This window comes from Candidatus Neomarinimicrobiota bacterium (genome assembly GCA_021157965.1).
Classification (GTDB): Bacteria; Fidelibacterota; Fidelibacteria; order Fidelibacterales; family Fidelibacteraceae; genus Fidelibacter.
Genome location: JAGGVO010000046.1, coordinates 1 through 14,412 on the forward strand (window position 1 = coordinate 1; position 14,412 = coordinate 14,412).

Annotated in this window: 13 protein-coding genes; 7 read left to right on the forward strand and 6 right to left on the reverse strand. The window is 45.8% G+C overall.

Translation table 11 applies throughout. From position 1 onward, the window contains the following. Positions 1-1,227 (forward strand): aspartate kinase (locus tag J7K63_07395; protein ID MCD6234843.1); only part of this gene is annotated, 1,227 nt, incomplete at its 5' end. A gap of 1 nt (position 1,228) precedes the next feature. Here the strand turns inward: J7K63_07395 and J7K63_07400 are convergent. Together J7K63_07400 and J7K63_07405 are read right to left on the reverse strand one after the other, a co-directional pair. Next, the gene (locus J7K63_07400; protein MCD6234844.1) at positions 1,229-2,047 is read right to left on the reverse strand and encodes an SDR family oxidoreductase; all 819 of its coding nucleotides are present in this window, start codon (positions 2,045-2,047) and stop codon (positions 1,229-1,231) included. A gap of 174 nt (positions 2,048-2,221) precedes the next feature. Continuing rightward, a complete protein-coding gene (locus J7K63_07405) occupies positions 2,222-3,403 on the reverse strand; it encodes a DUF819 family protein (GenBank protein ID MCD6234845.1) in 1,182 nt (393 codons plus the stop codon). Between the two features lie 173 nt (positions 3,404-3,576). Here J7K63_07405 and J7K63_07410 point away from each other — a divergent pair, with 173 nt between their 5' ends. Beyond that, positions 3,577-4,329 (forward strand): SDR family oxidoreductase, encoded by a 753-nt coding sequence (locus tag J7K63_07410; GenBank protein MCD6234846.1) that lies wholly within the window; start codon positions 3,577-3,579, stop codon positions 4,327-4,329. Positions 4,330-4,381: 52 nt separating this feature from the next. Here J7K63_07410 and J7K63_07415 read toward each other — a convergent pair whose 3' ends face one another. The 4 genes from J7K63_07415 to trkA form a co-directional block, all read right to left on the reverse strand. After that, positions 4,382-4,864, reverse strand: coding sequence for a CYTH domain-containing protein (locus J7K63_07415; protein ID MCD6234847.1), 483 nt, complete (start codon positions 4,862-4,864; stop codon positions 4,382-4,384). Next, positions 4,861-5,466: a hypothetical protein gene (locus J7K63_07420; GenBank protein ID MCD6234848.1), complete on the reverse strand. Its 606-nt coding sequence runs from the start codon at positions 5,464-5,466 to the stop codon at positions 4,861-4,863. Before J7K63_07420 ends, J7K63_07415 begins: the two co-directional genes overlap by 4 nt. A gap of 154 nt (positions 5,467-5,620) precedes the next feature. Then, entirely contained in the window at positions 5,621-7,075 is a 1,455-nt protein-coding gene (locus J7K63_07425; protein MCD6234849.1) for a TrkH family potassium uptake protein, read from the reverse strand. 9 nt (positions 7,076-7,084) lie between these two features. After that, the gene (gene trkA, locus J7K63_07430; GenBank protein MCD6234850.1) at positions 7,085-8,437 is read right to left on the reverse strand and encodes a Trk system potassium transporter TrkA; all 1,353 of its coding nucleotides are present in this window, start codon (positions 8,435-8,437) and stop codon (positions 7,085-7,087) included. Between the two features lie 258 nt (positions 8,438-8,695). Between trkA and radA the strand changes: the two genes are divergently transcribed. The 5 genes from radA (at position 8,696) to J7K63_07455 (ending at position 14,385) form a co-directional block, all read left to right on the forward strand. Beyond that, on the forward strand, positions 8,696-10,063 hold the full coding sequence (gene radA / locus J7K63_07435) for a DNA repair protein RadA (GenBank protein ID MCD6234851.1): 1,368 nt from the start codon (positions 8,696-8,698) through the stop codon (positions 10,061-10,063). Between the two features lie 27 nt (positions 10,064-10,090). After that, positions 10,091-11,272 carry a tRNA guanosine(34) transglycosylase Tgt gene (gene tgt, locus J7K63_07440; GenBank protein MCD6234852.1) on the forward strand — a complete coding sequence of 394 codons (1,182 nt, stop codon included), beginning with the start codon at positions 10,091-10,093 and terminating at the stop codon, positions 11,270-11,272. 81 nt (positions 11,273-11,353) lie between these two features. Then, positions 11,354-12,109 carry a SagB/ThcOx family dehydrogenase gene (locus tag J7K63_07445; protein MCD6234853.1) on the forward strand — a complete coding sequence of 252 codons (756 nt, stop codon included), beginning with the start codon at positions 11,354-11,356 and terminating at the stop codon, positions 12,107-12,109. After that, a complete protein-coding gene (sfsA, locus tag J7K63_07450; GenBank protein ID MCD6234854.1) occupies positions 12,102-12,833 on the forward strand; it encodes a DNA/RNA nuclease SfsA in 732 nt (243 codons plus the stop codon). Before J7K63_07445 ends, sfsA begins: the two co-directional genes overlap by 8 nt. Next, the gene (locus tag J7K63_07455; protein MCD6234855.1) at positions 12,826-14,385 is read left to right on the forward strand and encodes an Ig-like domain-containing protein; all 1,560 of its coding nucleotides are present in this window, start codon (positions 12,826-12,828) and stop codon (positions 14,383-14,385) included. The genes sfsA and J7K63_07455 overlap by 8 nt, the downstream gene beginning before the upstream one ends. Positions 14,386-14,412: the final 27 nt, after the last annotated feature.

The following is a 14,412-nucleotide window of genomic DNA, read 5'->3' on the forward strand; positions in this document are numbered from 1 at the left end:
CTTCAGGAACTGATCTGGAAAGTTCGTTATGATCAGGACTCTGTAAAACCCGGTGTAGAATTTATCCGTCGCCTGAAACAGGATACACTTCTGAAAAATATCCATCATGCCGCATCCCGGGAGCGTATTTTACAGAAAATCAACACACTGGTCCTGGAGCTGGAACGTTTTTTGATGGGTATTCACTATATCGGAGACATTCCCCGCCAGACAGAGGAATTGATACTCAGTTATGGTGAACGGTTCAGTTCCCTGATGCTTACGGAAATCCTCAAAGAAAGGGGCTTTGATACCGTAGAAAAAAGACCTGAAGAGCTGGGACTCATAACGGTTGGAAATTCGGGGAATACCGGGGTGGATTATGCCGCTTCCCGTGTATCAGAAATGATTACGTTTGATACCATCACGGTGGTCCCTGGTTTTTACGGGATTTCTCCTGAGGGGAAAGTGACCCTGTTGGGACGGGGAGGCAGTGATTATTCCGCTGCCGCTATCGCCCGCTGTATCCAGGCGGATTCCCTGGATATCTGGAAAGATGTAAACGGCTTTCTGAGTGGCGATCCCAAAATAGTCCAATCACCCCGGAACCTGGAACGGCTCACTTATACCGAAGCGGCGGAACTGGCGTATTTTGGTGCAAAAATTCTTCATCCCCGGACTGTGGAGCCCCTGGTTGAAACCGGTATTCCCATAAGAATCTTTGATATATCTGCTTTTGATCAGCATCAGGAACCCTGCACAATCATCAGCAACGAAAGCCGGATTCATGAGGATGTGATTAAAAGTGTCACCTTTTCTGATGACTTTGGGATTCTTCAGCTTGAAGGACCGGGTGTGGGTATGAAAGCCGGTATTCTGGCCATCGTAACCCGGGCGCTGGATAAAGCCGGGATCAATATCAAATCAGTGATCACAGCCCAGACCTCCATCAATATCCTTCTTTCTCTCCAGGATCTGGATACAGCCCGGAAAGTAACCGGTGATGTTCTACCGGGTGTCGTGAGTCATCTGAATATTCTGGATAATCTGTCCTTAATTGCTGTTGTGGGACAGGGAATCCTGGAAACGCCCGGTGTGGCAGCCCGGATATTTGGAGCCGTAAGCCGCAGGCATATCAATATCCGCATTATTTCTGTCGGTGCTTCTCCTGTAGCCGCTTACTTTATTGTCGATAAATCGGTCCGGGATGAGGCCGTAAAAACTATCCACAAAGAGTTTTTTTCCTGAACTATCTGATTTTCTGGATTTTATAAACTACTTTTCGTACCAAGGCACGGGGAATGATACGGGAAAATAAAATCGTCAGTTTATTTCTAAATCCTGGCACGACAACAGTTTTTCCCTTCTTAAATCCCTGATATGCCTTATGGGCAACTTCATCAGCGTTTTGGGCACCCATTTGGAAAATCAGGGAGGATTCCATACCGGACACCTCTCCAAACCGGGTTTTGGTCGGACCAGGGGCCAGACAGGTCACACCAATGCCATAGGCTTTCAATTCTTCATGTAAAGCTTCGGAAAAAGAGAGGACAAAGGCTTTGGTTGCATAATAAACTGCCATATTGGGGCCGGGCACATATGCGGCGATGGATGCTACATTCAAAATCCCACCGGATTTTTGAGCGATCATAGCCGGTGTGAGCAAGGCTGTGAGATGTACAAGGTTGTCCACGTTCAGGCTGATCATATTCAGAATACGGTTTATATCAGTCTCATGAAATTTTTCCAGAAGCCCGTATCCTGCATTGTTTACGAGGACATCAACGGTTATATTTTGATTATCCAACTGTTTTACAAGCATTGCCGGGGCATTTGGAAGAGATAAATCCATGGGGAAGAGATGAATTTTCCGTTGAGGATGTTTTTTAAGAAGTTCAGCCCGGACCTCTGTCAGTTTATCCTCAGACCGGGCAGTCAAAACCAAATCATATCCGTCACGAATGAATTCTACGGCCAGGACTTCTCCTATCCCGTATGAGGCGCCGGTTATCAAAACGGTTTTTTCCCTTTTTATGGATTTTCCTTTATGTTTTGATGTATGATTCATTAAAAAGTCTGGCGTTACGGTGTACAACTTTCCGATTTTATTTTTTTGGGCGCCGCCACAGGGTTCCAAAGGATTGTTCTTTTTTGGCGTGACGCCCTTTTTGACGGATAAAGGGATTTATGAGCATCAACCCAAACAGCAATGCCAGAAAAATGAATGTTAGAAAAATGAGAGTTAACAGACCCATTGGAGAAGAGTAGCACATATCAGTGCGGCATAAGTTCCGAGGACATATCCGGCAATTCCCAGCATCACCCCCACGGAAGCCAAGGCCGGGTGAAAGGCAGATGCCACGATGGGCGCGCTGGCTGCACCGCCCACATTAGCCTGGGATCCTACAGCCATGAAAAAGAGGGGTGAACGGGTCAGTTTCATGGCTCCCAGGAGAATGATGACATGGAAAAAAATCCAGGTTAATCCCATGGCAAAAAGAAAGGGATATTTGACTACTTCCCGCAGATCCGCATTGGCTCCAATTACACCAATCAGCAGATAGAGCATGACGGTTCCCAGTTTGGATGCACCCACGCCTTCAAGGCGCTTGATGGCCGTAAACGAGAAGGTTACTCCCAAGGTTGTAATGATGATGATTTTCCATGTGGAATGGGAGATAATATTTCCAATCTCCGGCAGGATATTTCCCACTTTATAAGCTGCCCAGGCACATCCGAAAGATAATGCAAGCATCATCATATAGTCGGTGGTTGTAGGGGTACGGGCAACTGATTTTTGGAAATTGACAATTTTGTTTTTCAGTTCGGTAATGGCCGAATTGTCTGCCCCAAGCCAGCGGTCTATTTTGTCGCTTTCTCCTGCAAGATATAAAAGGATACCTGTCCAGATGTTGGCAACCAGCACATCAACCACCACCATCATGGCCAGCATGGTGGATGTGGCTTTGACGGATTGTCCAATGGCAATGAAATTGGCACCGCCACCGATCCAGCTCCCGGCCAGGGCTGCCATACCTTTCCAGATTTCAGGAGGCAATTGATCCTTAAAAATCCATAAACTGATGGGACCGCCGATAACTATCCCCAGAGTTCCAGACAGGAACATGATTAATGCTTTGGGTCCCAGCTTGAGAATACCCTTGATATCTACCGCCAGAGTTAAAAGTAAAAGACTGGCCGGAAGAACAAAGGTTTTGATAGAGCCGTAGATGGGTGCTGTTGTGGGAATGACTCCCACCGAAGATAAAAGAGTGGGAAGAAAATAGGCAAAAACCAGGGGAGGAACCACGTTAAACAGTTTTCGTCCCCATCGGGTATGATCCTGAACAGAAAAAATAATGGCGGGAACAACAAGCAAAACCGCGAGTATCCCGAATGGATGGTCAATCAGTACATTCTGCATGCAATATCCTTACTTTTTAGGCTGTCCGGTTCAAAACTGCCGGGGGAATTTAACATCTCTCTGCCGGATTACCAAGAGGATGGAAATGTGTTTGAAATGGACGAAAAAAAATCTACAATAAATCAGTAGTAAGCATTATAAAAAAAACAAATTAAAAAAGTTCGGGAGTATGCATGGATCTTCATCTTGAAAACAAGAAAGCGATTGTTCTTGCCGGGACAAAAGGGATTGGTTTTGCCATTGCCGAAACTTTGGTGGAAGAAGGGGCTTTTGTTGCCATCGGTAGCCGGGATTTGCAGAATATCCACTCGGCCGAGAGGAAACTTATGAAAAAAGGGGATATCATGGGTTTTCAGGTGGATATTTCCACAGATTACACATCCACCCTGGAATGGGTTTTCAAGCAGTTGAAAGGATTGGATATATTGGTTGTCAACTGTGGCGGTCCGGCAAAAGGGACCTTTGGACAGGTGGATGATAATGCCTGGCAGGAAGGGTTGAATTCCACGCTCTTTTCTGCGATTCGGGGCATACGCTGGGCAGGGGAAAAGATGAAGCAAAATAAAAAAGGCGGGCGGATTCTTGTGGTGACCAGCATGAGTGCCAAACAACCCATTCCGGATCTGGTCATCAGCAATGTCATCCGGAGCGGACTTACATCCATGACCAAAACGCTCTCCCGGGAATTGGGTCCTTACAGGATTGCCATTAATAACCTTCTTCCCGGATTTGTCGAGACGGATCGCCTGAAAGCACTCTCAGATCAACCTGAATTACGGAAAGAATGGCTTGAACGGACAGCTCTGAAACGCTTTGCCGATCCGGCAGAATTGGGACGTGTCGGCGCCTTTCTCTGTTCCGATGCTGCTTCCTATATTACCGGTGCCGACATCCTGGTGGATGGAGGAGCTGTGCTGGGAATATGAGAAGGCGAGGGGGAGAGGAGCCATCCCGGACTTAATCCGGGAGATGTAAAACTCAAAACTCCAACTCATCACGCCACATTTTATATGGTTTCCTGATTAAATTGGAATTATAAAACCGACTGTCCCCTGTCACTTCTTTGCCGATCCATGATGGCAGGTTTATAGACTGATCCTCCGAAGATAATTCCACTTCCGCCAGGATCAATCCGGCATTCTCATTTAAAAATTCATCCACTTCCCAGGTTATGCCGCCTGTTTCAAATGTATACCGTTTTTTCTCGATTAAGGGTTTTTCACAGAGATGGTTTAACATGTATTCCGCATCCTGTAAAGGAATGGGGTATTCAAATTCAACCCGGGATGCCCCTTTGGAGGTGCTTTTAACTGTCAGATAGGCTTTTTCACCCATCACACGAACACGAACCACATGTTCTTTTTTCAGAGATAAATATCCCTGACGGTAAAGCACTCCTTCTGCCTGTCCCCGCCATTCATTTCCCTTTACCAGAAATTTTCGCTCTATTTCAAGATTCATAATTGTTTTTCTCCGGATTTGTCATGTTCTGTCAAAAAAAGTTTTAAAAAATCAATATAATTCATGTTAGGCAAAAATTCCCATTCCAGGGATTGGAGGATATGAAATAAATGGCGATCGTCAATGTGCTCTAAGGAAATGGTTTCGTAAAGAATACCATTCAACATAATCCGGGAGTATTCAGCCATACATCCGTTGATGGTATATCGTTGCCGCTCTTTCTCTACTGTAACCAATGCAATATCTGCATCCTTTTTCAGGGTGTTGAGAAAATTATTCAGGGACAAGGGGATGGTTTCAGGCATTTCGGCAGAAACCGATAATATATTCCATAAGACATCAATCGTCTTTTTTGAAAGGGGAAAGACCTCTTTCAGGATAGGTGTCCACTGTTCAAAACCATGTTCGTTTACATTGAGTAATCTCTTTATATCCAGTGTGTTATGCCGGATTTTAATATTATCTCCACACGTCTTGGATACAAAATAAATTTCACTGCTTTTCTGAACGGAATCAGGTTTGCTGAAATGCGGCGGCTTTTCCAGGAAAGACAAATCCTTATCAAAAATCCGCCATTCCCAACGGGGCGCTGGTGCTTTCACGGTCGCACTTGTCTTTGAAAATTGTTTTCCAGTCTCATGTCGTGCAAAAATGCGAAATAATCAATATTGAGTCAAATAAATAATCACTTTTTATTTTTGTGGAAGTGACGAAGAGTGTTGTAAAATGAGGAAGAATGAATATTCTATTACTAATTTACTTTTTCCAGGTTGCAGGAATGAATAAAATCAATATGGAATAGAGCTCCAGTCGTCCTGCCAGCATGAGAAAAGAAAGAATCCATTTTCCCGGAATGCTTATCCATTGATAATTTTGTGTTGCTCCCACCTTTCCAAGTCCGGGACCGATATTGCTGAGAGATGCAACAGAAGCTGAAAAAGCTGTTACCAGATCGCATCTTTCAGTCATAGTCATTAACAAGGTCCCAAATGTAAACAAGAGGATATAAATCATAAAATAAACAACGACAGCTGTAACCAAATTGGATGAAAGAGGTTTTTTATTGAAACGTACCGGTATGACAGCATTGGGATAGATTGCCCTGTGTATATGGCTAAAAACAATTTTTATGGAAGAGATAACCCGTACTACTTTCATGCCGCCACCGGTAGAACCGCCGGATGCTCCGATAAACATGAGTAAAATTAGCGTATATCGCAATGCATAGGGCCATATATCAAAATCTGTCGTGACAAATCCCGTGGTCGTCATGATGGAAACAACCTGAAATACTGCATGCCGGAACGGAGATTCCAAGGTGCTGTTGCGGGTTAGTATGATCGTAAAACAGAGAGACGTCAGTATGATTATCCCGATGAAATAACGGAACTCCTCATTTTTAAAATAGGCCTTGATATTCCCTTTCAACGCACTGAAATGAAGCATAAAATTGATACCCGATAAAAGCATAAAAAGTATAATAATCCATTGTATATAGGGACTGAAAGCACCGATACTGGCGTTTCGTGTCGAAAATCCTCCGGTGGCCAGAGTCCCGAAAGTGTGGCATAATGCGTCAAACAAAGTCATGCCACCAGCCATGAGAAGAACTGTTTCGGCCAGGGTAAATAAAAAGTAAACGGCCCACAGCACCTTTGCCGTTTCTTTCATCCTGGGCTGTATTTTTTCAGCGGTCAACCCGGGAGCTTCAGCTTTGTATAGCTGATAAGCATTGCTTCCTAAAAAAGGGAGAATGGCCAGATACAGGACAATCAATCCCATACCCCCAAGCCAGTGAGTCATGCTTCTCCAGAATAAAAGTTCACGGGACATACTTTCGATATCTGTTAAAATCGATGCCCCTGTTGTGGTAAATCCGCTGACCGTTTCAAAATAGGCATCTGTAAAGGATGGTATGGCATGGGATAAATAAAAAGGAAGCGCGCCCAACAACGACAGAATGATCCATGTTAATCCCACAACAGATAATCCATCTTTTGTTTTAAGTGTATCAATATGCTGCACGGAAGATCTGCTGATAAGCCTGAAGACCAAAGATATGATCAGACTGATTATGATGGTGTAAATGAATGAATAAACTTCAGGACTTCCGGGATTATCTCCCAATCCCCAGGCTAAAGGAATCAGAAGTACGACGGAAAAAAAGACCAGAATCCGGGAAATGATGTTCAGGACAAGTCTAAGGTTCATGGATTTTGCCTATTTTAATGCTTTGAACATTTTTCTGAGTTTGCGTTCACTGAATTTGCGGCAAAAAACAATAACAAGTTCACCGGGATTAATCTGAAGTGTTCCTGATGCCAGAATTGCCTTATTATGTCTGTAGACTGCTCCGACAAGTGTTTCTTTTGGTAACGTCAGATTCTTTAATGGTGCCCGGGTGATGGGAGAATTCTCTTCGGGAATGAGTTCAAGGATTTCAGCATCAATTTCCATCAGTTGTGTTATGGCGGTAATTTCCTCGCCACGGACCCATCGTGTAATCTGATCGGCGGCAAGATATCGGGGGTTGATGACCACATCTATGGCCAGGTTATCCATAATGGCCATAAAATCCGGGTGTTTTGTTGTAATGATGGTTTTTTTTGCCCCTAATTTCCTGGCCAGGACGGCACTGATCAGATTTGAATGTTCATCGTCACTGAGGGCGATGAATACATCCGCCGTTTCTATACCGGCTTCCTGGAGTATCATTGTGTCAGAAGGCGATCCTGATATCACCAGAACGTCGTTTAAAATTCCGGCAACGGCCTGAGCTTTTCTTTTGTCTTCTTCCAGGAGTATGACGTCTTTTACACTTTTTGATATGGTTTTTGCCACATGCTGTCCGATATAAGTTGCACCGTATATGATGACTTTTTTAACTTTTTTAACGTCCGGGTTAATAAATGTATAAAATTCTGCGGCTGAAGCGGGCAGTAAAAGACAGTATATGCGGTCCTTGGCTTTTAACCGGGTATCCCCTTTCGGGATTATGACAGACCGTTCCCGTTTAATGGCAGTAATTAAAAAGGGCCACGGAAAGTTCTCATGATTCAGCTCATCCAGTTTGATATTACATAATGTGGAGTTTTCTGATATGTTAAAGGCCCTGAAATAAATTTCTCCATGGGCAAAATCAGCCACTTCTATGGCGCCGGGCGATCCGACAGCCCGGACAATGGAACGGGATGCAATATTTTCCGGATTGATGAGTTCGTCAATATAAAATTTGGATAAACCCAGTTCATGCAGAGCACGGGTTAACGCCATGTCACGAACCCGGGCAATTCTTTTTTTAGCACCATAAAGGGCTGCTAATGAGGCGATGACCAGATTGGTTTCATCAGATGTTGTAACGGCAATTACCAGATCTGCCTCTTCAACATGTGCCGCTTTCAATATCTCCGGGTTGGTCCCTTCCCCGACAATAATTTTAGCATCAATTCTGTCGTCTATCTCATTAGCGATTTTTGAATGCTTCTCAATTAAAAAAACCTCATGTCCTTCATGGGATAAAGTGGAAGCCAGATTGCTTCCGATAATTCCTCCTCCGGCAATAATGACTTTCATGGTACGCTCTTTTAGTAATGCTTATTGTTTTCTTGTCCCGAAATCCGAATTTCCGGTTTTTCGTTTATTGTGGTAATATACGCTCTCTGCATGTATCGAATAATAGAAAACATGTTATTAATTTCATAGAATTAGATTGGAATAAACGGAAATTAAGGAAAAAAAGGGTATTGAATCCTTAAATTACTGCGTCTGTTGATGAAGACTGCTTTTTTGAAAATTCTGTTGGTACATTAACGAACTAATGGGTAAGTGCGCATGCCTAAGAAAAATAAAATAACTTATGTTTGTTCTAATTGCGGTGCCAATTTTCCCAAATGGATGGGACAGTGTTCTCAGTGCGGAGAATGGAATACGCTGGAGGAAAAAATAACTGCACCGGAATCACCCTTTCAAAAACGGACATCCCGGGCCGGAAAATCCGCCTTTCACCTGATTAATACGGGGGAGGATGCACGGCGTTTTGCCACGGGTATTCCGGAGCTGGACAGGGTGTTGGGGGGCGGTTTCCTTGAAGGCAGCATCATCCTGCTTGGAGGTGATCCGGGTATCGGAAAATCCACCCTGGCTCTGCAGTTGCTCAACGAGCTGGTGAAAAAGCACCGCTTTCAGGCTGTGTATTTCAGTGGAGAAGAGTCCATACGCCAGTTGGCATTAAGGGCACGGCGGCTGAATATTGCCAATGACCGGTTCATGCTGAGCAATGATGTGGAATTGAATGCCATTCTGAACGGATTGGCCGAACAGAAACCGCGCTTTGTGATTTTTGATTCAATTCAAACCCTTTACACCCGGGATGCGGAGGCGTTGCCGGGATCCATCACCCAAATAAGGGAATGTGCTTCATCTCTTATGAGTTTTGGCAAACAATTCAACATGACCATTATTCTTATTGGCCATATTACCAAAAGCGGGGGGATTGCGGGGCCCAAGATGCTGGAGCATCTGGTGGATACGGTATTGTATATGGAGGGGGATCAGAACAATTTTTTCCGCATCCTCCGCTCAGTGAAAAACCGTTTCGGGAGCACCAATGAAGTGGGCATCTTTGAAATGAAAAGCAGCGGTCTTGAATCCGTCGGCAATCCCAGCGATATTTTTCTCAGCGAACGGCGGGAAGGGGCATCCGGTTCAGTTGTGGCGTGCGGACTTGAAAGCACCCGGCCTTTGCTGGTGGAGGTCCAGGCTTTGACAGCAAAAGCCACTTTTGGAACTCCCCAGCGGAATGCCAACGGGATTGATAACCGACGGCTCTCCATGCTGCTTGCCGTGGCCGAACGACAACTGGGACTCCCTGCCGGGATGCGCGATGTGTTTGTGAATGTGGTAGGCGGACTCAAATTTCCTGAACCGGCCATGGATTTGCCGGTCCTGACGGCAATTGTCAGCAGTCTGAAAAATATTACCGTCCCCCATAAAGCTGTTTTTATGGGAGAAGTGGGACTTACAGGTGAAATCCGGAGTGTAAGTCATGTGGCCCGGCGGGTGACCGAAGCGGAAAGGATGGGTTTTGAAGAGATTTATCTGCCCGGGGCATCCCAAAAGGCACTGAAAGATGTGAACCTGTCCATTCGTTTGAACTATGTCCGGGATATCCAATCCATCACAAGCCGCCTGTTTAGATAAGGTGATTACATCGTAAAATAAAGGAAAATTCTCTTGAAGTTTGAATTGCTCAAAACAAGTGATGCCTATGCTGCCAGAGCCGGCATTATTCATACGGATCACGGTCCGGTCGAAACGCCGGTATTCATGCCGGTGGGGACCCGGGGAACGGTGAAGGCCCTGACAAATGAAGAATTGATCGATGCCTCCGCCCATATTATCCTCGGGAATACCTATCACCTTTACCTCAAACCCGGTATGGATGTGATTCGTGAAGCCGGCGGGCTCCACCGATTTATGAACTGGCATCGTCCTATCCTTACTGATTCCGGGGGATACCAGATCTTTTCTCTGGCACACATGCGAAAAATTGAAGGTGATGTTACAACATTCAGGTCCCACATCGACGGCAGCCTGCATACCCTGTCCCCGGAAAAATCCATGGAAATTCAGAGAATGCTGGGAAGCGATATTGTGATGGTCTTTGATGAGTGTACTCCCTATCCTTGTGATTATTCTTATGCAAAGGAATCCCTGGTCCGTACACACCGGTGGGAGCGCCTTTCAAAGGAAGCCTTCGATGCCACGGATCCTCTGTGGGGGCACTCACAGGCTCTTTTCGCCATTGTACAGGGATCGGTTTACGAGGATTTGAGGATGGAAAGTGCCGGTTATCTGACCGGACTGAATTTTGACGGTTATGCCATCGGCGGCCTGGCCGTAGGCGAACCGAAAACCATCATGTATGAATTGACGGAAAAAGTCTGTCTTCAACTGCCGGCAGAAAAACCCCGTTATCTCATGGGGGTGGGGAAACCGGAGGATATTATCCATTCCATTGCCCGGGGGGTGGATATGATGGATTGTGTATTGCCAACCCGGAATGCCCGGAACGGAACACTTTATACCCGGAAGGGTAAAATTAATATCAAACGGGTTGAATTCAGCCGGGATTTTTCTCCACTGGATCCCGAATGCCCCTGCCCTGCATGCCGAAACCACAGTAAGGCCTATTTGCATCACTTGTATAAAGCCGGAGAAATTACAGGACTCCGCCTTAACTCTCTTCATAATATTACTTTTTTCCTCCAACTGGTCCGGGAGGCACGGGAGGCAATTCAAAAGGGGACTTTTTCTGCTTTTTATGAAAATTTCTGTCGGACTTATCCCATGGAGGAAGACCACAGCCGGAAAAATGCAGCTGCGCGGGAACGCAGACGGAATCTCTGATCCGTCCGGGGGGTTTCTAAAATGACAGGAATTGTTTAGATTAACAGTGTAAAACTGACAGCTCATAAAAAGATGTGACCTATGAAGAAATTGAAGAAAATGTATCAATGGCTCCGGGCGGATGGTTGGGAAAATCCCGATTGGTCGAAAACCCCGAAAGGGAAAGGCAAGCCTGCTCCGCCTTTGCAGAAACCCACGGCTGATGTGATACAGTGTGTCAATTTACCGCCGGTAGAAATGTTAGATATAGGGATAATGCCTTTACGGGATGCCATATACCGAAGGGCCAGCAGAAGACACTTTGAGGATAAAGCCCTTACCCTGGAAGAATTGTCTTTTCTTCTGTGGGCTACAGCCGGATTCAGGGGGATACGCAAGGAAGGTGAAGCGGCTTTCAGAATGGTCCCTTCCGGAGGTTGCCGGCATCCCCTGGAAACATACCTGGCTGTCAAAAATGTGGATGGTCTGACACCCGGACTCTATCTGTATCAACCCTTAAATCACGATATGTGTTATCTGAGACCCATCCCCAATTATACCAGGCAGGTCAAAGAAGCCTGTCTTGGCAAGGAATTCTGCGCCGAAGCTCCCGTCCTTTTTATCTGGACTGCTATTCCATACCGGACTGAGTGGCGTTTTGGTCCCGTGAGTCCCAAACTCATTGCCCAGGATTCCGGTCATGTGTGTCAGAACCTTTATTTGGCGGCTGAATCCATCAGATGCGGAACATGTGCCATCGGTGCCTATCATCAGCATAAAATCGACGAATTGGTCGGAGTGGATGGCGTGGAGGAATTTGTGATTTATATGGCACCGGTTGGAAAAAAAAATGACTGATTCCTCATGCTGTGTACACATGCCGCTCCTTTTTCAAACCTGCTTTATCGAACGCCCGAACCGTTTTTTAATCCGTTGTGAAGTGGATGGAAAGCCGGTTGATGCCCATTTGCCCGATCCCGGGCGGTTGAAAGAACTTCTTTTGCCCGGTGTGGAACTTTTGGTAGAATACACACCCCGTGCCGATAGAAAGACAAACTATACCGTTCACCTGGTAAGAACTCCGAATGGTTATGTTTCCATCAATACAAGGTATCCCAATTTGTTGGTATTACAGAGTCTTCAAAATCACTGTCTTCCGGGATTTCAAGATTATTCCCTGGTGCGAAGCGAAGTGACGGTAGAAAACCATCGCCTGGATTTTGAACTCAAAACACTTTCGGGAAAGCAGGTTTATATGGAAGTGAAAAGTGTGACCCTGGTGGAAGAGGATAGGACTGCCCGTTTTCCGGATGCCGTGACATCCCGGGGGAAATCCCATGTTGAATTGCTTGAAAAACTGGCCGGTCAGGGCATTGAAACATGGGTTTTCTTTGTGGTACAACGGCAGGATGCCCGAAGCTTTACACCCCATTGGCAGCGGGATCCTGATTTTTCGTCCTCGTTAGAAAAAGCCGTAAATTCCGGTGTCGGGCTGGCTGTCCACACCTGTCGCATTTCAAAAGAAACCATCTGCTGGGATGTGCCTATTCCATTTGACCTGAAGGATTATCGCAATGCTTAAACATGTTTTCTTTTGCCTCGCTGTATGGATGCTCGCAGGATGTGCGGCCCAGGCGCCTCCGGGAGGGGGACCCGAAGATAAAACACCACCGGAACTCATATCTGTGGAGCCTGCGCGTGAATCTACACAGGTTCCTGCCGACCAGTCCATTACACTGACATTCTCCGAAAGTCTCAGACCGGCCTCCGTGCGAACCAGTTTCATTCTCTTTCCGTTGAATACCACGGAAGTCCGCTTGAAAATCCGTCGAAACCTGGTCCGGATTTCACCCGTAGATCATTGGAAAGATAGTACGGTATATACTCTGGTTTTTAACCGAAGCATCCAGGATCTGCGGGGTAATAATCTGAAAGAAGGGGTCTTTTACACGTTTACCACCGGTGAAAAAATACCTGAAGGAGAAATTTCCGGAAAAGTGCCGAATTTTGGGCAGAAAGACCGGATTCTCATTGGATTGGCAACAGGAGAATGGCGGCCCGATTCCCTTTTCGGTCACCTCAGTTATCTGACTGAAACGGATCACGAAGGATTTTATCGTTTTCGGGCGGTTCCACCGGGAATGTATACCTTGTCCGGTATTGTGGATTATGATCAAAGCAAATCCTATTCGCCGGGTTTTGATGATTTAGTTCTGCCGGAAACCCTGCATGTTGCTGTTAAAGACTCTGCAAAACTCCGTATTGATTTAGGAGTTGTCCGGGGAAATTTTGTCCCCATGAAATATGTATCCGGCAAAAACCTCTTTCCTACCGTCACCGAGTTGAAATTCACAAAAGTCCTTTCTTCCCGGACGATCAGGAATGCTTTTATTATCAATGATTTTCCGGTGGATACTTTTCAGATCCTTGGAAAGGACGTCCGTCTTTATCATCGAATGATTGTGGATTCCCTGTATCGTTTTCACATCAATCTTATATCCGATACCCTGGGTGTTTCGGCCGGACCTTTTTCGGATACGCTGGCGGTTAAAACCTTTACGGATACTCTGGGACGTGTAATGTGGCAGGACAATTGCCTGGTTCTTGAACCGCCCGTTGATCTGGATACTCTTATGGTAACGGCTCTTGCTTCCGGAGATACATCCCGCCGGGTAATGGTTTCCTGCCTGCCGGGACATTTTGAACCGGGTGACAGTTGGAGAACAAAAGATTTTAACGGCCGGCTCGCTGTAACCGTGCCTCTGCCGGAAGCCTATCCCACGATTTCGGAATGGACTGATACAGTGACCGTACGGTATACGTCAGAGAGTAACTCGGGCCGGTTTATTTGTCGCGTTCCGGAAATGCCTGAAAAACAGGTTGGATTAATCCTTACAGGTAAAAAAGGTCGGTATGAAAAGACCGTTACTGCGCCGGGTACATGTATTTTTGAGAATGTATTTGCAGGTGAGTATAGTTTATGGTATTATCCGGACAGGAATAAAAACGGCCGGCAGGATCACGGATGGCTGTGGCCTTACAAGGCACCGGAAATTGCCAGGCCACTGATACAGGAAATACAAATCCGGGCCCGCTGGGATACGGAAATGGATTTACAATTTGAAGCCGAATGAATTGTGTATTTATAAAAGAGTGTGTTT